We start from the raw sequence: 19294 nt of genomic DNA, 5'->3' as shown, positions 1-19294 counted from the left end.
GGTGTTTGCACAACAACCCGAGCCATCAAACGTGCTGCCGACGATCGTCGTCAGCCCGACCGGCTTGCCGACGCCGCAAGACCAGGTGGCAAGCTCCGTCACCGTTATCACCGCCGAGGAGATCGAGCGTGATCAGCGCAGGACCGTGCCGGATGTGCTCGCCACGGTGCCGGGACTCAACATCGTGCAGGCCGGTGGCGCTGGCAGTCAGACCTCAATTTTCATGCGCGGCACCAACTCCAATCATACCAAGGTGCTGATCGATGGCATCGACGTCAGTGATCCGAGCAATCCCAATCGCTCGTTCGACCTCGGCCAGCTGCTGACCACCGACATTGAGCGCATCGAGGTTCTGCGCGGACCTCAGAGCGGCCTCTATGGTGCGGATGCGATCGGCGGGGTGATCTCGATCACCACCAAGCGCGGCAAAGGTCCGGCGAAGGTGACCGGACTGCTGGAAGGAGGCTCGTTCGGCACGTTCAACCAGGCGGCGGGCCTCAGCGGTTCACAATCAAACTTTGACTATGCCTTCAATGTTTCGCATTTTCGGTCGACCAATATACCGGTGACGCCGCCGAACCTGCTACCGCCGGGGCGGCGCGCGATCGGCGACGCCTATGACAACGTGACCGCATCGACGAAGCTCGGTCTCGACATCAGCGACAGCTTCCGCCTCAACTATGTCGGCCGTTACACCGAAGGCGAGCTGAGATACACAGGCGACGAGTTCCTGCCGCCGACATATGCGGGCGTTCCGAGCGGAGTGCAGAGCAGCCGTCACGTCAAACAGTTCTTTACCCGTGGCGAGGCTGTGTGGACGGGATTCGACGGGCGGTTCACGAACTACTTCGGCGTGAACTACACCGACCACTGGAACGAGAACAAGCTCACTCCGACATCCATTCCGACGGTCGACACCGGCACGCGCACGAAAGTCGATTGGCGCGGTGTCGCCCTGCTGATGCCGGGGCAGACGCTGGTCACGGGTGCCGAGCATGAGATTGAAACGATGCATGCGTCGGCGGTGAAGGCCGACAATTCGAACACCGGCGTTTATGCCCAGTTGCAATCGCAATTTTCCGAGCGCTTCTTCGTGGTCAGCAATGTGCGGCACGATATCAACGAACGTTTCGGAGATGCGACCACATTTCGTGTTGCGCCGGCGGTGATCCTGCCGGTGACGGAAACCAAGCTGAAAGCGAGTTACGGTTCGGGCTTCAAGGCGCCGACCCTCAATCAGCTCTTTGTCGATTTTCTCCCGACCTTCGTGGCGAACCCGAACCTCCGGCCGGAGAAGAGTCTGGGTTATGACGTCGGATTCGAGCAGCCGGTGTTCAACAATCGTCTGCGCTTGGGCGCGACCTATTTTCACAACGACATCACGGATCTGATTTCCGGCACGGGGATCGTGACCACGGTGCCCTATGTGGTGCGTACCAACGTCAACGTCGGCAAGGCGGAGACGTCGGGTGTCGAGGCGTTCGTCACGATCAGACCGGCCGACCGGCTGTGGCTCCGAGCCGATTACACCTATACGAAGGCCATCGACGCGATGACCGATCTCGAACTGCTGCGGCGGCCGCGTCACAAGGCGAGCGTTACCGCGTCGTGGAATCCGATCGATCCGCTGACCGTCTCGGCGACGGTGTTGCATGTCGGTTCGTGGATCGACGGCAATCGCGACTTCTCGATTCCGCGGCTCACCGCGCCGGGCTTCACGATCGTCAACCTGGCGGGGGATTATCGACTCAACGAATATGCGAAAGTCTTCGCCCGCATCGACAACCTGTTTGACGAACGCTACGAAGATCCGACCGGATTCCTACGGCCCGGCTTTGCAGTCTATGGCGGCGTTCGCTTGACGAATTGAGCCCGTGACACGCATGCAATTTCTTGGCGCCATCGATGCACCGGGCGACAGGAGTTTTCAAGCTTCGATCGGTGCCGGATGCCGCCGATCATTCGCCTTCTGATGGACGTCAATGAAACATAGAAAATCTCTTCTGGCTGCGGCGCTATGCTGTATTCCGCTGGCGGTCGCAAATGAAAGAGCATCCGCGCAATCGACGCAGACCCTGTCCGAGGTCGTGGTGACTGCGGACCGGACACCCAGCCCGCTGGAACGAACCGGCAGTGCTATCAGTGTGGTGGACGGTGCTACGCTTGCGACCACGAACTCCGCTTCGCTGGTCGACGCACTTCGCAGTGTGCCCGGTATCGATGTGAGCGAGACGGGAGGGCCGGGGGGAACGACGAGCGTTCGCCTGCGTGGAGCGAACACCGGGCAGACATTGGTGCTGATTGATGGCGTGCGCGCCAACGATCCGTCCAATGCGAGTGGCGATTTCGATTTCTCGATGTTTGCGCCTGGCTCGATCGAACGAATCGAGGTGCTGCGCGGCCCGCAGAGTGCGCTTTACGGCTCCGATGCGATCGGCGGTGTGGTCAATATCATTACGCGCAAGGGAAGCGGCCCTGCACGGGCCAGCGCGACGATCGAAGGCGGCAGCTACGGCACGGCGTCCGGCATGGGCGCCATATCCGGATCGCAAGGGCCGTGGTCGTATGCGGTGAACGGCGCGTTGCAGCGGAGCGATGGATTCTCGCGCTATGGCTACCGCATTCCGTCGATCGAGGCGCGCTTCCCAAATCTCGAGCGCGATGGATATGGCAGGATCGCAGGCTCGGCGCGGGTAGGATACGATGCGGGTGAGGGCGTTCGTTTCGATGCCGGTATCCTGTCATCCTACCTGAAGTCCGACTACGACGCGGCGACTGGCGCCTTTCCCGATACGCCGTCGGTGTCGACGCGCTGGTTCAGCCAGGCGAACGCCCGCACTGCGTTCGACACGTTCGACGGGCGCTGGACCCACAGCTTGAATGTGTTTGCCAATCGTAACGAGCGCAGTTTTGACGAAACGACGTATCGCATCAACATGCTGCCCGCAAACACGACGCGCATCATCTCCGATTTCACCGGCGATCGTGTGGGCGCCGAATATCAGGCGACGTTGCGGATGGATCAGTTCGGCTCGCTGGTCTACGGCGCGAAAGCCGAACATGAAACAGCGGCGACATTTGCGACCAATCGGTCGCCGGTGCCCGGACCGCGAAATGCCACACTCGATGCAAAGCAGGATACCCGTTCGCTGTTTGCGCTTTGGCAGGTGCCGATCGGCGAGCGGCTGAACGTCACCGCTGGCGGACGTGTCGATGACGTCGCGAATGTGGCTCGTTTCGCGACCTGGCGCACAACGGCCGCTTACGCGATTCATGAAACCGGGACCAAGCTGCGCGCCAGCGCGGGAACAGGTGCGAAGGCGCCGACACTGTTCCAACTCTACGCTCCAATCTATGGCAACCCCAACCTCAATCCGGAGGAGAGCTTCGGTTACGATGCCGGCATTGACCAGAGCCTGTTCGGCGGCCGGCTCAATGTTTCGCTCACCGGGTTTGCGAACAGCTTCCGGGATCTGATCGAATTCGACACTGCAACCTCGCGTTATTTCAACGTCGCACGCGCGGAAACGTCAGGCTTGGAAGTGGCGGCCGATGTGGAGATCATTCCAGCCTATGTCCACTTCAAAGCGGCGTATACGAACCTCAGGGCCAAGGACTTGCGCACAAACCGAACGTTGGCGCGCCGGCCGGAGCACACGGCACGCTTTGCCGTGAGCTTTACGCCAACGCCGAACTGGCTGATCGAACCCCGTGTCGTCGTCGTGTCGGATCGCTTCAGCAACGCCAACGAGGCGGGCCTGCTCGCCGCCTATGCCCGCGTCGATCTCTATGTGGATTATCGTTTGGAATCCGGTTGGAAAGTCTTCGCGCGTGGCGAGAACATCCTGAATAAGCGCTATCAGGAAGTTTTGAACTATGGAACAACCGGACCAGCGGTTTATGCAGGAGTGAGCGGTTCATGGTGACGGCGCCGGTGCGTCGACAGGTGGTGGAGACGGTGATCGAGCTCGGCCTGGTCGTGGCCGTGCTCGCCGTCGTCTCGCTTGCCGTCGGTCCGGTGAGGCTGTCGCCGTTGACGGTGATCCAGGCCCTGTTTGGCGGTGGGATGGAGGAGCAGCGTATCATTGTGCAGGAGATCCGGCTGCCGCGCGCGATCCTGGCGGTGGCGATTGGCGGCATCCTGGGTCTATCCGGTGCGGCGTTGCAAGGGTTGTTGCGGAATCCGCTGGCTTCGCCGTCGCTGTTCGGTGCGCCCCAGTCGGCCGCGTTCGGCGCTGTGCTCGTCATCGCGATGGGACTTGCCGACGTGCGCTCCTTCGTGCTGCCGATGACCGGCGTGGTGTTCGCCTTTCTGTCGGTCTTTGCCCTGCTGGTCGTGGCGGGGCGCAATGCCAGCCTGCTGCTGTTGATCCTTGCCGGGCTTGCGATCTCGAGTTTGGCTGGAGCATTGACCGCGCTGGCGATGAACCTGTCGCCGAATCCGTTCGCCGCGCTGGAGATTGCGTTTTGGCTGCTCGGCTCATTGGAGGATCGGAGCTTCCGCCATGTAATCCTCGCTCTGCCGTTCATCATTGCCGGCACCGTCGTGTTGCTCAGTCTGCGGCATGCTCTGCGCGCGCTGAGTCTCGGCGAGGAGACTGCGCAAAGCCTCGGCGTCGATGTCAGGCGGCTTCGTCTTGCTGTGGTGGCCGGTGTTGCTCTTGGCGTCGGGGGAGCCGTGTCCGTTGCAGGAAGCATCAGCTTTATCGGACTTGTCGCGCCACATCTGATCCGCCCGCTGATCGGGCATGATCCGGCGCGGTTGTTGGTGCCGAGTGCGCTCGCTGGCGCCGCGTTGCTTCTGGCCGCCGATATCGCTGTGCGTGTCATTCCGTCGACGACGGACATCAAGGTGGGTGTGCTGACGTCGATCATCGGCGTGCCGTTCTTCCTCTACCTGATCGTGAGGGAGCGGCGTTCACTGGGAGGAGGTTGGTCGTGACCGCAGACTTCCTCGCGCTGGAAACGGTCAGTGTGCGGCTGTCGGGACGCGCGATCGTGCAGGATCTCTCGGTGTCCTTGCCGCGCGGTTGCCTCGCCGCTCTGGTGGGGCCCAATGGCGCGGGCAAGACGACCTTGTTGAAGGCGATCGCTGGGCTACTGCCCTTCGAGGGTTCGGTTCGCGTCGATGGCCGCTCGGTGTCGGAGATGCCGATCCGCGAACGGGCGACGCGCCTGTCGTATCTGCCGCAAGGGCATGTCGTATATTGGCCGCTTCCGGTGCGGGATGTGGTTGCCCTGGGCCGCTACCCGCACGGTGCGACCGATCCGGCACGGCTGGGAGAGAGGGATGCAAGCGCGGTGATTCGGGCCATGGCCGACGCCGATGTCACGGCATTTGCCGACCGGCGCGTGACCGATCTTTCAGGCGGTGAACGCAGCCGTGTGGCGCTTGCGCGGGCGCTTGCAGTCGAAGCTCCGATTGTCCTTGCGGACGAGCCGATCGCGTCGCTCGATCCTCGCCACCAACTCGACGTGATGCGGCTGCTGCGTCGCGTGGCCGATGCCGGGACGCTCGTCGTGGTCGTAACCCACGATCTCGGGCTGACCGCGCGTTTTGCGGATCGCGTGTTGGTGTTGTCCGGAGGAAGGCTCGCAGCCCATGGAACGCCACAAGAAGCGTTGACTGATCTGGTTCTCGCAGAGGTGTTCAAGATCGGTGCGTATCGCGCGCGTGTCGGCGAGGCAGAGATCATCGTGCCCTGGTCCGAAGCATGAGCGGGCGGATCCAGTGCGATGACGTCAGCCCAACGCGTCGGCGAGGCGCGCGAAGTCCCGTTCGTTTCCAGGCAGGCCGAAGCGAAGAAGGTTCTTCGCATGGTCGAAACGGCGACACCAGATGTGGCGTCTTGCCAAGCGATCGTGCAGCGCGAGCGCGTCTTGGTGACGGACCAGGCGAAACAACGGCGTTCCGCCGACGACGGTACAACCCGCCGTATGCAGCAGCGCATCCAGGCGTGTGGCGTCGGATGCGAGCCGTCGGCGCGTCGTCTCGGTCCAATCATCGTCGCGCAAGGCCGCCGCGCCGATGGTAAGAGCCGGGGTCGATACAGCCCAGGGACCGAGCGCGCGGCGAATACGGCCGGCGATTTCGGAAGGTGCGATTGCAACTCCCAGCCGAATCCCTGCCAGTCCGTAGAATTTACCGAACGAACGCAGCACGACGATGGGCAGTCCAGAACAAAGGCTTGCCGCGGTTTTGTCCGGTTCGGTATCCATGAACGCCTCGTCGACGACGAGCCAGCCGCCGCGCTCCTGCAATGCGATGGCGGCGTATTCGATGACCTGGAACGGTGTTATATGTCCGTCGGGATTGTTGGGATTGACGATGACGGCATGCTTTGCGGAATCTGGCAGGCCATCAAGCGTGTCGCAGGTCAGGACCTGATGTCCGCCGTCGGCCCATGCCTGGGCATGTTCGCTGTAGGTGGTCGTTGCGATCGCAACTGCGCCGGCGGGTGCAAGGCGCGGAAGCCACTGGATCAGCGCTTGCGTTCCGGGAGCGGCTACGGCTTCGGCGCCGGACGGGATACGATACCGCATGCGCGCGGCGTCGAGACATACGATCTCGTCACTGAGTGATGGAAGGCGATGCAGGGACGACAGCAGCGGCGCGTCAGGAACGGGCCAGGCCGTGGGGTTGATGCCGGTGGACAAATCTATCCATGCGTGCGGCGCCCCGCCATATTGCGCTATCGCATCCGTCAGGTCGCCGCCATGTTTCATGCTGGCGTTTTGACATTGTTTTCGGCGATGCGCGAGCGGAGTTTGCGAGCCTTGCTGGTGTTTTGCGCAGCGATGGCTACGCAGTCCGCGTGGGCCGGGCCACGAATTGCCTCGATCAACGTTTGTACCGATCAGCTTCTTTTAGCGTTGGCCGATCCAGAGCAGATCGTCGGTCTTAGTCCTTACTCCCGCGACGCCGCGCGGTCGTGGGCTGCCGCGGATGCGGGCAAGTTCCCGAAACTTTCGGGTGAGGCCGAGGATGTGTTGGTGCTGAAGCCCGATGTGGTCGTCGCTGGCCGCTTCACCAAGCGGGCAACCAGGGAGTTGCTGAAGGAGAAGGGGCTGCGCGTGGTCGAGTTCGATGCTGCGCGAACGATCGACGACGTGCGGGCCCAGATCAGTCGGATGGGAGATATCGTTGGGCATGCGGAGCGTGCGCGGGCCGAGATCGCGAGGCTGGATGCGTCCCTCGCACGCGCCCGAGCCATGGCGGGGCAGCACCCCTACAGTGTGTTGGCGGTCTCGCGCCGCGGCTGGGTTTCGGGCGGGGACAGCGTGATCAGCTCACTGCTGACGGCGGTCGGCCTGTCGAACAAGGCAAGCGCGTTAGGGCTTCGTTTGGGCGGCTTTGCATCGCTTGAAAGTATTGTCAGTTTGAAGCCCGATCTGATCCTGCTGTCCGACACTGGCAGTTTCGCCGAAGACCAGGGGCGGGCGTTCCTGCTGCACCCTGCGCTCGAGCGGTTGTACCCGCCGGCAAAGCGGATCGTTCTTCCCGAGCGACTGACCGTATGCGGCGGGCCGATGCTGGCGGATGCGCTGGACCGCTTGACGGCGGAATTGACCCACATCGGGCAATGATGTGCTGATCTGGCCGGATACGCTGCTGGTGTTGTTGGGTGCGCTGGCGATCGATGCCGTCGTCGGTGATCCCAATTGGTTGTGGCGACGGTTGCCGCATCCGGTGACGGTGATCGGGGCTGTGATCGGCTGGTTCGATCGCGCGTTCAATTCGCCATCGGGGGCGGACGCTTGGCGTCGCGGTTGCGGTCTTGCTTGCACGATAGCTCTCGTGTTGGGGGCAGGAGCGATCGGGGTCCTCATGGAACGCGCGCTGCAGGCGATCGGCGGCGGCGAAATCCTGATCGCGTTGATCGCTGCGACCTTTCTCGCGCAGCGGAGCTTGTATGAGCATGTGGCTGCCGTTGGGGATGCGTTCGAGAGCGGCGGTCTTGCTCAGGCCCGGCGGGCGGTGGCGATGATCGTCGGCCGCGATCCTGCCTCGCTCGATGAAACGGGCGTTTGCCGCGCGGCCGTTGAATCGTGCGCTGAGAATTTCTCCGACGGCGTCGTCGCGCCTGCGTTCTGGTTTGCGTTGTTCGGCTTGCCTGGGCTTCTGATCTACAAGGTGGTCAACACCGCCGACTCCATGGTCGGCCATCGCACGGAGCGGCATGAGGCCTTCGGATGGGCTGCTGCACGTCTTGATGACGGCCTGAATCTCGTTCCGGCAAGGCTTTCGGGGTTGCTGATTGCGGTTGCGGCTCCCGCTGTAGGCGGGCGCTTCATTGCAGCCCTGCAACTGATGGTGCGGGACGCCCGGCTGCATCGCTCGCCGAATGCCGGCTGGCCCGAGGCAGCGATGGCGGGTGCGCTAGGTCTCGCTTTGGCAGGTCCGCGACGATATGCGGAGAAAATGGTCGACGATCCGTTTCTCAACAGGGATGGCCGGAAGGATGCCGATCCAAAGGACATCCATCGCGCGCTGCGCGTCCTGATCGTGGCAAGCGTCCTGCATGCCGGGCTTTACGCGCTCCTGGTGGTTGCGTTCTGACGGCTCCTGGCGATCGCGAGGATCGCATCGATATCGAGATGCGCCTCCAGATGATCGGCGAGGGCGTCAAGGGCTTGTTCGATCCGGCTTTCGTAGGCGAGTGAGGAGTCGGCGCCGAACTGCGCCAGCCAGGCGCGGCGGAACGCGTCGCTCGTGAACAGACCATGCAGATAGGTGCCTTGCACGCGTCCGTCGGCAGAGATGGCGCCATCTCTGCGCCCCTCGATCGTCACGACCGGACGCTGGCAATCGGCGCCCTCGGTGCGGCCGAGATGAATCTCGTAGCCTGCGACCGGTGTTCCTGTGGCGCAGTGGAGGCCCTGCACCTGCGTCGTTGATTTCTCGCCGGACATAATCGTCGTGACGTCGAGCAGACCGAGTCCATCGACTGTGCCGGCCGGGCCATCGAAGCCGTCCGGATCGGCGATGGTCCGGCCCAGCAGTTGATAGCCGCCGCAAAGGCCGAGCACATGACCGCCGTGCCGGACATGGGCTTTAATGTCGATGTCCCAGCCCTGCGCGCGTAGGAAGGCGAGATCGCCAATCGTCGACTTCGTGCCTGGCAGGATGACGATCTGTGCGGCGCGAGGGATCGGCTCGCCTGGGCGCACGAAAACCAGATTGACGTTCGGCTCCATGCCGAGCGGATCGAGGTCGTCGAAGTTGGCGATCCGCGATAGCACCGGGACGGCGATCGTCAGCGATGTCTTTGCAGTGCCTGAGCCTCGCTCGAGATCGACCGCATCCTCGGCAGGCAGCCAAGCGGCGGGCGGCAGCCATGGAATCACGCCGAGGGACGGCCAGCCGGTCTTGCTGGCGATGGCGGAAAGCCCCTCCTGGAACAGGCCTGGGTCGCCGCGAAATTTGTTGATCAGGAAGCCGCGGATGCGCGATCGCTCCACCGGTTCAAGCACGGCATGCGTGCCGACCAGGCTTGCAATGACGCCGCCGCGATCGATGTCGCCGGCGAGAACGACGGGGACATCGGCCGCATCGGCAAAACCCATATTGGCGATGTCACCATGCCGAAGATTGATCTCCGCCGGACTGCCGGCGCCTTCGACGAGCACGATGTCGTTTGCGGCAGCAAGGCGCTCGAAGCTGTCCAGCACGGACGCGAGCAGGCCGGCGCGGCCGCCGGTGTAGTCGCGCGCGCGCAGTGTGCCGGCACGGCGGCCCTGAACGATCACCTGGGCGCCAGTGTCGGTCTCAGGCTTCAGCAGAACCGGGTTCATGTGGATGCTCGGCGGACGCCGGGCGGCGCGCGCCTGCACCGCCTGCGCCCGGCCGATCTCTCCGCCTTCGACGGCGATGGCCGCGTTGTTCGACATGTTCTGCGGCTTGAATGGAGCGACGCGAAGGCCGCGACGCACCAGGGCGCGTGCCAGCCCGGCGACAATCATCGACTTGCCGGCGTTCGAGCCCGTCCCCTGGATCATCACGGCGGGCGTGCGCACCATGATCAGAACTCGATTCCCTTTTGCGCCTTGATTCCTTGGCGGAACGGGTGCTTGACCAGCGTCATATCGGTGACAAGATCGGCGATCTCGATCAGGTCGGCGTGGGCATTTCGGCCCGTCACAACGACGTGCTTGTCCGCGGGTTTGTGCTCGCGCAGGAACGTAACGACCTCGGCTACGGAGAGATAGTCGTATCGCAGCACGATGTTGAGCTCGTCGAGCAGGACCAGCCGGTGCCGATCATCGAGAATGAGCTCTTTCGCGCGGGCCCATGCAGCTTCTGCGGCGGCGATATCCCTGGCGCGATCCTGCGTTTCCCAGGTGAAGCCTTCGCCCATGATATGCAAGGTCGCGAGTTCTGGAAATTTCGCGAGCAGCTTGGCTTCGCCGGTATCCCACGTCGGCGACTTGATGAACTGCACGACCGCAACCGGCCATCCGTGACCGATATGCCGGAAGACCATACCGAGCGCTGCGGAGGTTTTGCCCTTACCAGTGCCGGTGTTGACAATGATGAGGCCCTTTTCGCCGCTCTTCGTGGCCATGATCTTGTCGCGCGCCGCCTTATGCTTGCGCATCTTCTCATGATGACGGGCGTTGACGGCGTCGTCGTCGGCGGCGGTGGTGGCGGTCATGCGATTGCTTCCTTGACGGTTTGACGGATTGTAAGCGCCGCCAGAAGGTCTGTGGCGCTGTTCGAACGCGGTCGCCAGAGGCCGCGCCGCACGGCTTCCTGAAAACGCAGAGCTGTTTCGTTCAAGGCCGCCGGATTGGCTTCCGCCATGAACGTTCGCACGCGTTCGTTTTCGATGAATGCCGAGAACAACTGGTCGAAGTGATGATTGCCCACGGCATCCGTGCTGGCAGCGAAGCCGAACAGATAGTCAACGGTGGCCGCGATCTCGAACGCGCCCTTGTATCCATGGCGCATGATACCGTCGATCCATTTCGGGTTGGCGGCACGGCCGCGCACCACACGGGATATCTCATGGGAAAGGCTTCGAGCGACCGGAGTTTCCGCGCGCGACGTATCGAGATGGATCACGCGCGGCGCGGCGCCGCGGAGGGTTTCGACCGTCGAGGCCAGGCCGCCCATGAATTGATAGTAGTCGTCGGAGTCGAGGATGTCGTGCTCGCGATTATCCTGCGCCTGGGCAACGACCTCGATGGAGGCGAGACGTTCGCTCAACAGATCGCGTGCGTTCGTCCCCTCGGCACCGCCGCCATAGGCATAACTGCTCCATGCGAGATAGCTGTCGGCGAGGTCGGCGCGGCTCTGCCAGCCGCCTTCGTCGATCAGGGCCTGCAGGCCAGCGCCGTAGGCTCCAGGTTTGGCACCAAACACGCGCAAGCTCGCACGACGTTCTGCTTCGTCATGGGCCATGCCGGCGGCTGCGAGCTTCCGGCGCGTGGCGCGGACGTGAGCGGCGAGGGGATTGGCGTCGTCCGGCTCGTTGAGTGCCGCGATCGCCCGGACGGCACTGTCGATCAAATCCATCTGCGCCGGGAATGCATCGCGGAACAATCCCGACACGCGCAGCGTGAGATCGATGCGCGGCCGTCCAAGCTCCGACAACGGAATGATCGTGAAACCGGTGATGCGGCCGGTGCCGGGCTCCCACTGCGGCTGCGCGCCGATCAAAGCGAGGGCTTGCGCAACATCGTCGCCGCCGGTGCGCATGTTCGCCGTGCCCCAGGCCGAGAGTGCGATCGAGCGGGGCCAATCGCCAGTCTCTTGCCAGTACGCCTCGATCAGCCTTTCGGCAGTGAGCTTGCCGATCCTCCATGCCGAAGGCGTCGGTACGGCGCGGGTATCCACCGCAAAGAAGTTGCGGCCGGTCGGCAGGACATCCGGCCGCCCTCGGGTGGGGGCCCCGGCCGGCCCGGGTGTGACGAAGCCGCCATTGAGGCCATGCAGCAGGGCTGCAGTTTCGCGTGTGCCACTGCAGGTGACGGCGGGGCGCAGTGTCGTGTCGATCCACGCGAGGATCGCGTTCGTGCCGGTCCAGGCGGGATGCACGGGTGTCGTCCCTGCGACCAACTCTGCTGCCAGGGCCTCGATGCGTTCAACCGTATCGCCATTGGTACGCCAGATCGGTCTGGGCAAAACCCTCTGCAGGACCGATGGCCGAGGGCCCGTATAATCGTCGGCGAGATTGCGGTCGAGCGGATCGAAACCGGTCAACCCGAGGTCCGCGGCAATCGCGCGATGCAGCGAGCCGTCCTCGCGGCGCATATCCGAGCGCGGGACACGTGCGATCGAGACGAGCAAGTCGGTCTGCTGCCGTCCCTCGGGGGCGCGGCCGAAGACGTGAAGCCCGTCGCGGATTTGCATTTCCTTCAGGTCGCACAGATGCGCGTCCAGCGCTCGCAGCGTCTCGGTGGTCGAGGTGTTGCGGGCGAGATTCAGGTCTGAGTCGATCTGCATGGCGCGCGCGAGCGAAACAATGTCGTCGGCGATGATGGCAGCCCGTCTAGGATCGAGATCGGCTGCCAGCGCATATTCGTCCACCATCGCCTCAAGCCGTGCGAGATCGTCATGCAGCTCGGCGCGCGTCAGCGCAGGGGTGAGATGATCGACGATGACGGCCGCGGTGCGTCGTTTGGCCTGAATGCCTTCGCCGGGATCGTTGACAATAAACGGATAGAGATGCGGAAGCGATCCGAGGATCGCGTCGGGCGCGCAGTCTTGTGCAAGACCGGTACTTTTGCCGGGCAGCCACTCGAGATTGCCATGCTTGCCGAGATGTACAATCGCGTGGATGCCGAACGCGTGCCTGAGCCAGAGATAGAACGCCAGATAGTGGTGCGGCGGGATCAGGTCCGGATCGTGATAGGTCGATTTCGGGTCGATGTTGTATCCGCGCGCCGGTTGGATACCCACGACGGCATTGCCGAAACGATGCAGGCCGAACCTGAATGCGCCGGCTTCGACGTGCGGGTCCTCCGCAGGGGTTCCCCAGCGCGCGACGACTGCGTCGCGTAAGGTCTGGGGCATGCGGGCAAATGCCTGCGCATAGGCGTCAACGGGCCAGGATACGCCGCCGACTCTCGCCACGCGATTGTCGAGCGCGTTCGTCGGCCCGCGCTGCAGCAGGCTCATCATCGTCGGCGCATCGTTAGGGGCAGCTTCGATTGCGTAACCTGCGGCGCGCATGGCCTGCAGAAGTCCGCTCAGGCTTTGCGGCGTATCGAGGCCGACACCGTTTGCAAGCCGTCCATCGCGGTTCGGATAGTTCGCCAGAACGATCGCGACCTTTCGTCCGCCCGGTTGCAGGCGGCGCAGATTGATCCAGGCGGCCGCATGCTCGGCCGTGGCCTCGATCCGGTCTGGTACTTCTTTCAACAGCGTGGGCGCAAATCCGGAAGGGGCCGGAGCACGCTCCTTGAACGCGACCGCACGGGAGAAAATCCGGCCGTCGACTTCGGGAAGAACCACATGCATGGCCAGGTCCCGCGGGTTGAGCCCACGCGCAGATTGTTCCCAATGGTTGCGTGAAGAGCCGGCGAAGGCGACCTGCAGGACGGGACAATCGAACGCGGCAAGGACGCCATCGTCGTTGCCCGCTGTTGCGGTGGCGAAAGCCGTCGCGTTGATGATGATGTCCGGAGGATGGGCGGCGAGCGCGGTCTTTACGAATGCCGTGGAGCGTGCGTCCTTCAGGCTGGTGACATAGAGGCAGACGGGACTGACGCCGCGCGTGTCGAGCGCATTGGCAAGCGCGTCGACCGGAGCCGTGTCGGCGCTTGAGGCCAAGGCCCGATAGAAGATGATGGCTGCTCTCGGCCGTGCATCCGTCGGCGGGTTGCCCCAGAAGCCTGCGGCAGGCATCGGTCGAGGCTGCGGCGGGAGTGCCCCATGGCCGATCAGATGCGCTGCGAACTGCAGAGCATGTGTTGCGTTATCGATGCCGCCCTCGGTGCAGTATCTCCAAAGTGTTTCCGTCTGTGGCAAGGGCAGAGTCCCGCGCGCGGCGAGATCCGGATTCCACGTATGCTCACCCGGTATGCACGCAAATGCACTGTCGCGGCGGAGCGCATCGCTGCGAAGGCTATCAACGCCGTAGGGCCAATAGCCTTCTCCGCCCAGCATCCGGAGCAGCACGATCTTCGCCGCCCGCAACGTTCTCTCGACGTAGAGATCGACCGACGCCGGGTGTCCCAGCGCCAACAGGTTGGTCAACTGAATCGATGGAAAGTCTGCCGGCAGCTTCGCATGGGCTGCCGCGAACGTCGCAAGGTCGCTGTCCGCAGCCGAGAGGATGACGATGTCAGCGGTCTGCTGACCGAGATCGCGCGCAATCTCTCCATCGTCGATCGTGCCCTCGGACGCGAGCTTGAGGTGCATGGCTGCGGTCAGCTCGTGAGAGTCTGCTGGACGGCCTTATGGTCGAAGCCCTTCAAACCAATGACCACGAGATGCTCTGACGTCCGGACGTCGGGGCGGGCGAAGGACAGTTCGACGCGGTCACCGACGGCCTGCACCACCACCGAGGCGGGCTTGTCCTTGACGCGCGTGTGTCCCTTGATGCGCAGGATACCGGGGAGCGCGATGGCGGACGCAATCTTCTGCCGGACCGTTTCGAGCGAGTCGGACGCCGGGGCTGTGACAACGATGCTCTCGAAGTCATCGTGGTCATGCTCTTCTTCCTCGCCGTGATGACCTTGCCGCGCTGCCATATCGGACTCCGCCTCCGCACCCAATCCGATCAGAACCTCCGGCGCGACGTCGCCCTTCGACCGGACGATCCGGACGCCGGGACGCACGATACGGGAGAGGCGGGTTTCGATATCCTTCAGGACGTCGGCCGCGACGAGGTCCGTCTTCGACAGAACGATCAGGTCCGCGCAGGCGAGTTGATCCTCGAACACTTCCTCGATCGGGTCTTCGTGATCCAGCGAGGGATCGGTTTCACGTTGCGCCTCCAGCGCGCTTTCATCGAGAACGACCCGACCTTCTGACAGCGCCAGCGAATCCACCACCGTCACCACGCCATCGACGGTCGCACGAGTGCGGACGGCGGGCCAAGCAAAGGCCTTCAAGAGCGGTTGCGGGAGGGCAAGGCCCGAGGTCTCGATGACGATCGCATCGAGCGTGCGGTCGCGCGAGAGCAGCTTGTCCATCGTCGGGATGAAATCATCGGCGACGGTGCAGCAGATGCAACCGTTCTTGAGCTCGACGATGTCGCCGTCCGCGCAGGCCTTCGATCCGCAATCTTCGATGAGACTGCCGTCGAAACCGGCATCGCCGAATTCATTGACGATCACCGCGATCTTCTTTCCGTCCGTTTGGGTCAGGAGCGACCGCAGCAATGTCGTTTTTCCGGCCCCCAGAAATCCGGTTAGGACGGTGACAGGTACGCGCGTCATATTCAGTTCCTCGATTGGCGTTTGATCCACAGCGGCAGGCCTGCGGCGACGAAGACGACGTCGGATGCGCAGGCTGCGATTCGTTGGTTGAGGCGGCCCTGCTCGTCGCGAAAACGCCGGCCAAGCGACGTATCGGGGACGAGGCCCATGCCCACTTCGTTCGACACGAGCACGGTTGGGCAGATCGGGTTTTCCAGCCAATCGCAGAGCTGTTGGGTGTGCGAGACGATGTCGTGGCCGCCCAGCATCAGACTCGAAAGCCAGAGCGTCAGACAATCGACCAGGATGACACTGCCGAGGCGTCCTTCGCGGGAGCAGGCAGCGGCCAGTTCGAGAGGCTCTTCGACGGTCCGCCAGCGATCGCCCCGCTGGGCACGATGCTGAGCGATGCGCGCGCGCATCTCGTCATCGCCAGCGGCTGCCGTGGCGATATAGATGGCATGCAGGCCGCTGTCGCGAACGAGCTGTTCTGCGAAGGTGGATTTACCGGAGCGAGCGCCACCCAGGACCAATGTGGTTTTCAGAGCGGTCATTTGGGCGGCCCGCCATCCTCGGGAGACCAGATCGCAGGCGGAATACGGGCGACCAGACCGCGGCGCAGCACCTCGGGGCGCTCACGCCAGGGGACCAGCCCAAACGTTGCGCGGGGATAGGCTTCGATGAAGGCGGCGAGGGCAGCGGCTCCGCTTGCCGTCTGTAGATCGCCGAAGATGAACGTGTAGCCGTCGGGAGCGGTGATTGCGGCGGTCGCGGGCCGCTTGCAGACGCCGAGGCACTGAACGGCGCGGACTGTAACATTGACGGTTTCACCGACTGCGGCGCGCGTTGCTGCTAACAGCGCCTGTCCCGGGAGCGTGCCGTCATCCGAAGATGATCGGCATGTCGTACAGATGCTAACGACGATGCCGTCTCGTGAATCGTGCGCACCGGCCTTTTCGATGGGGATGTCGCGGTCCATCAGATGCTTCCGTCATGTCCGCCGGAGCGGACTGCGAGCTTTGTTGGATCGCGTCGGCGGTGCCGTTTGCGCTCCCGTCCGGTGCACCCCGCCCCGACGCCTCCAAAGCACTGGTGATGATGGCAGGTCTCCTGGCTTACGGGTCACGGCCCACTTGCCGCCTTCCCAGGAGTGTCCCACGCAGGACTCCCAGTGGCTATGGCGTTGGACTCACCGCTTACAGTTGCGGGGGCAGCGCCGGTTTGAGATCTCTCCGCACCGGCTTCCCTTTTCATCGCCCTTTAACGAGCGAACCATCGCCGATGACGCTATCGGCCAAGCGCTGTCAGGTCAACTGCGGCGCGGGGGATCGATCTGCTCTTGACCCCGCAACCGTTCCTGCCACAAGGGGCGGGAAGGGGAATGCAATGAGTGTTGAAACCGAACTGCCGCCGGCGTGGAAGCATCCGCAGGTTGGGCCCGTCGATCGAAGCCTGGAAGCAGCCTTGCGCCAGACGGTGGACGGCAAGGCAAAGCCGCCCGGCTCGCTCGGGCGAATCGAAGTGCTCGCTGTCCAATTGGGGTTGATCAGCCATCCGGCACAACCGCGGATCGATCGGGCGACCCTCGTGGTGTTCGCCGGCGATCACGGTCTCAACGAGGACGGCGTATCGCGCTACCCATCGGCCATCACGGCCGCCATGGTGCAGCTGTTCCTGTCGGGACGTGCTAGCGCCAATGCCTTCGCCAAGGCATGTGGGGCGGACATTCGCGTTGTCGATGCAGGCGTTGCCGCAGACCTCGAGCCGCACCCTCAGCTCATTCAAGCGAAGGTTCGCCGCGGCACCGCGAACGCAGCGCGAGAGCCTGCGATGTCTCCCGAGCAGGCGCGCCAGGCGCTCGCGGCGGGTGCCGACATTGCGATCGACATCCTCGCAGGCGGAACGGATGTTCTGTGTATCGGTGAGATGGGCATCGGCAACACGGCATCGTCCGCACTGATCATGCATCGGTTGACAGGTGTCCCGCTTGATCATTGCATCGGCGAAGGAGCTGGGCACGATATCGCCGGCCTGGCGCGCAAGCGCGCGGTGCTGCAACGTGCTGCCGCACGAACGCCGGTGGCGGATGCTTTCGGTGTTTTGGTCGAGTTTGGCGGGCTGGAGATTGCAATGATGGCCGGCGCGATCATCGGCGCTGCCTCAAAACGCAGGCCTGTTGTGGTGGACGGTTTCATCGCCACGGCAGCGGCACTGGTCGCCATAAGGCTCTGCCCGGCAGCGCGTGACTACTGCATCTTTGCACACCGCTCGGCGGAGCAGGGACATCGTTTGCTGCTAGAGGCGCTGCAGGCCGAGCCGCTGCTCGATCTGGGCTTGCGGCTCGGAGAAGGGACCGGTGCGCTGCTTGCGGTGCCGCTGTTACGCGCCGCCGCTCGGCTGGTGACCGATGTCGCCAACCTTGCCGACATATTGCCTGCCGGCTCCTGAAGGAAGACGGATGCGGAGCTTCCTCAACGCCGTGCAGTTTCTGACGCGCGTGCCGGTGCGGTCACCGGGCAAGCTCGACGAGGACTGGCTGCTGCGGGCGGCGAAGTTTTTTCCGCTCGTCGGTGTCTTCGTCGGTTGCATCTCGGCGCTGATCTTCGTTCTCACCGGGATGGTCTGGAGCGGTATCGTTCCGGCCCTGCTCGCGACCACTGCCAGCATTGCTTTGACAGGCGCTTTGCACGAAGACGGGTTGTCCGACACGGCCGATGGCCTTGGTGGTGGAACCACGTTGGCGTCGCGGCTGGCCATCATGAAGGACAGCCGCATCGGCGTGTATGGCGTGCTGGCCGTCGGATTGGGCATCGCCTTGCGCGTCGGCGCGCTGGCGACGTTGGCTGAGCCAGTCGGCGCGGCAGCGCTGATCGCATGCCACACCGCCGCACGATTTCCGCCGATGATCGCCTTGCGCACTTTGGATCACATTGGAGATCCTGCGTCGGCCAAGGTGAGCTATCTCGGCCAGCCGATCCGTGCGGGAGAAATCGCGTTCGGTGCGGTTATCGTCTTGGCGGGATTGTTGCCACTGCTGGCGTTTTCCGCGTTGGCGGGCGGGGTGGGGCTCGCGCTTGGTGGTTTGCTCGTGATCTGGCTCTGCCGTCACGCGCGGCGTCTCGTCGGCGGCTATACGGGCGACATCCTCGGCGCGGTCGAGCAGGTGTTTGAGATCGGCTTCATGCTTGGTGTTGCTGCGGTGCTCGGATAGGAGCGGGCGGCGCAGCCTTAGTTCGGCCAGGCGATCGGCAGCGTGTAAGGCATGCCCTCGAAAGCGTCAGCGCCGCGCCCGATGCGTTCGATGGCCTCCACCATGCGGCCGCCGCGCTCGAAAAACGCGTCGGCGAGGGCAATCATCAGCGAATTCGGAGTGGCGAACGGCGCGCGGGCACGCAGCGTTGCCGCAATCGTCTCCTCGTAACCGGGATTGCGATCGCAGGCGATGATGTAGGCGGCCGCACTGGAACGGCTGATGCCCGCCCAGCAATGGATCAGCAACGGGTGTTCGGCAGGCCAGCTTCGGCTGAAGCTGACGATCTGTTGGATCAGAGCGGTGCTGGGAACGATCAGGTTGGGCAGGGCCTCACGGATATCGTTGAACGATAAACGCAGTGTCTGGGCATTGCCGGATTCGATGATGCGGGGTGTGTCCTGGTTCGGCGACAGCAAACTGAGAATATGCGAGGGTTTGGTGCGCGCGATGGTCGGTGTCAGGTGTCCCAGGGAACATGCGCAAATCATTTGATCGAAATCTGCCCTTCAGGTCCGTGTAGCTTTCAACGCCAGGCCACTAGTGCCAAGCCGTTGCCCGGCTGGTGGACTATCATTTGCGCGTCCCCGATGTCCAAGATGGGGCGAACATAGGTGGGGGCGAATCAGAAGCCGCAGGCACTGCCCTCCGGCTATGGTGCGGCTGGCGGCTTTC

General features: G+C 63.6%; 16 protein-coding genes and 1 riboswitch. Of the genes, 8 read left to right on the top strand and 8 right to left on the bottom strand.

Annotated features, from left to right (window positions below):
• Positions 1 to 31 precede the first annotated feature (31 nt).
• The 4 genes from X566_RS16420 (at position 32) to X566_RS16405 (ending at position 5718) form a co-directional block, all read left to right on the top strand.
• Positions 32 to 1870, top strand: a complete 1839-nt coding sequence (locus X566_RS16420; protein WP_244434810.1) for a TonB-dependent siderophore receptor — start codon at positions 32 to 34, stop codon at positions 1868 to 1870.
• Between the two features lie 112 nt (positions 1871 to 1982).
• The gene (locus tag X566_RS16415; RefSeq protein WP_081740276.1) at positions 1983 to 3926 is read left to right on the top strand and encodes a TonB-dependent siderophore receptor; all 1944 of its coding nucleotides are present in this window, start codon (positions 1983 to 1985) and stop codon (positions 3924 to 3926) included.
• Positions 3920 to 4942 carry an iron ABC transporter permease gene (locus tag X566_RS16410; protein WP_051444269.1) on the top strand — a complete coding sequence of 341 codons (1023 nt, stop codon included), beginning with the start codon at positions 3920 to 3922 and terminating at the stop codon, positions 4940 to 4942. Before X566_RS16415 ends, X566_RS16410 begins: the two co-directional genes overlap by 7 nt.
• Entirely contained in the window at positions 4939 to 5718 is a 780-nt protein-coding gene (locus X566_RS16405) for an ABC transporter ATP-binding protein (RefSeq protein WP_034469824.1), read from the top strand. Before X566_RS16410 ends, X566_RS16405 begins: the two co-directional genes overlap by 4 nt.
• 24 nt (positions 5719 to 5742) lie before the next feature.
• Here the strand turns inward: X566_RS16405 and cobD are convergent, their stop codons facing one another.
• A complete protein-coding gene (cobD, locus tag X566_RS16400; protein WP_034469408.1) occupies positions 5743 to 6726 on the bottom strand; it encodes a threonine-phosphate decarboxylase CobD in 984 nt (327 codons plus the stop codon).
• Positions 6727 to 6753: 27 nt separating this feature from the next.
• Here cobD and X566_RS16395 point away from each other — a divergent pair, with 27 nt between their 5' ends.
• The gene (locus X566_RS16395) at positions 6754 to 7587 is read left to right on the top strand and encodes an ABC transporter substrate-binding protein (protein WP_081740275.1); all 834 of its coding nucleotides are present in this window, start codon (positions 6754 to 6756) and stop codon (positions 7585 to 7587) included.
• A 1-nt stretch (position 7588) separates the two neighbouring features.
• The gene (gene cbiB, locus X566_RS16390; RefSeq protein WP_034469407.1) at positions 7589 to 8560 is read left to right on the top strand and encodes an adenosylcobinamide-phosphate synthase CbiB; all 972 of its coding nucleotides are present in this window, start codon (positions 7589 to 7591) and stop codon (positions 8558 to 8560) included.
• On the opposite strand, the gene X566_RS16385 is transcribed toward cbiB, so the two are convergent.
• From X566_RS16385 to X566_RS16360, 6 genes are read right to left on the bottom strand one after another with little or no spacing between them, the layout of a single operon-like run.
• Positions 8533 to 10020 (bottom strand): cobyric acid synthase, encoded by a 1488-nt coding sequence (locus X566_RS16385; RefSeq protein WP_034469406.1) that lies wholly within the window; start codon positions 10018 to 10020, stop codon positions 8533 to 8535. The genes cbiB and X566_RS16385 overlap by 28 nt on opposite strands.
• 2 nt (positions 10021 to 10022) lie before the next feature.
• Positions 10023 to 10655 (bottom strand): cob(I)yrinic acid a,c-diamide adenosyltransferase, encoded by a 633-nt coding sequence (gene cobO / locus X566_RS16380; protein WP_034469405.1) that lies wholly within the window; start codon positions 10653 to 10655, stop codon positions 10023 to 10025.
• Positions 10652 to 14368 (bottom strand): cobaltochelatase subunit CobN, encoded by a 3717-nt coding sequence (gene cobN / locus X566_RS16375; RefSeq protein ID WP_034469404.1) that lies wholly within the window; start codon positions 14366 to 14368, stop codon positions 10652 to 10654. The genes cobO and cobN overlap by 4 nt, the downstream gene beginning before the upstream one ends.
• Positions 14369 to 14376: 8 nt before the next feature.
• Positions 14377 to 15390, bottom strand: coding sequence for a cobalamin biosynthesis protein CobW (gene cobW, locus X566_RS16370; protein ID WP_034469403.1), 1014 nt, complete (start codon positions 15388 to 15390; stop codon positions 14377 to 14379).
• A gap of 2 nt (positions 15391 to 15392) precedes the next feature.
• Positions 15393 to 15923 (bottom strand): bifunctional adenosylcobinamide kinase/adenosylcobinamide-phosphate guanylyltransferase, encoded by a 531-nt coding sequence (cobU, locus tag X566_RS16365; protein ID WP_034469401.1) that lies wholly within the window; start codon positions 15921 to 15923, stop codon positions 15393 to 15395.
• Complete coding sequence (locus tag X566_RS16360; protein WP_051444268.1) at positions 15920 to 16348, bottom strand: DUF1636 domain-containing protein; 429 nt, start codon at positions 16346 to 16348, stop codon at positions 15920 to 15922. Before X566_RS16360 ends, cobU begins: the two co-directional genes overlap by 4 nt.
• A 103-nt stretch (positions 16349 to 16451) precedes the next feature.
• Positions 16452 to 16661: riboswitch (cobalamin riboswitch) on the bottom strand.
• A 94-nt stretch (positions 16662 to 16755) separates the two neighbouring features.
• Between X566_RS16360 and cobT the strand changes: the two genes are divergently transcribed.
• Positions 16756 to 17817: a nicotinate-nucleotide--dimethylbenzimidazole phosphoribosyltransferase gene (gene cobT / locus X566_RS16355; protein ID WP_034469397.1), complete on the top strand. Its 1062-nt coding sequence runs from the start codon at positions 16756 to 16758 to the stop codon at positions 17815 to 17817.
• Positions 17818 to 17827: 10 nt separating this feature from the next.
• Positions 17828 to 18580 (top strand): adenosylcobinamide-GDP ribazoletransferase, encoded by a 753-nt coding sequence (locus X566_RS16350; RefSeq protein ID WP_034469394.1) that lies wholly within the window; start codon positions 17828 to 17830, stop codon positions 18578 to 18580.
• A gap of 17 nt (positions 18581 to 18597) precedes the next feature.
• On the opposite strand, the gene X566_RS16345 is transcribed toward X566_RS16350, so the two are convergent.
• A complete protein-coding gene (locus X566_RS16345) occupies positions 18598 to 19110 on the bottom strand; it encodes a tyrosine phosphatase family protein (protein ID WP_051444267.1) in 513 nt (170 codons plus the stop codon).
• Positions 19111 to 19294: the final 184 nt, after the last annotated feature.

Origin of the sequence: Afipia sp. P52-10 (genome assembly GCF_000516555.1) — a bacterium.
GTDB lineage: Bacteria > Pseudomonadota > Alphaproteobacteria > Rhizobiales > Xanthobacteraceae > P52-10.
The sequence above is the reverse complement of the archived record's forward strand: the minus strand, read 5'-3'. Positions and strand labels throughout refer to the sequence as shown.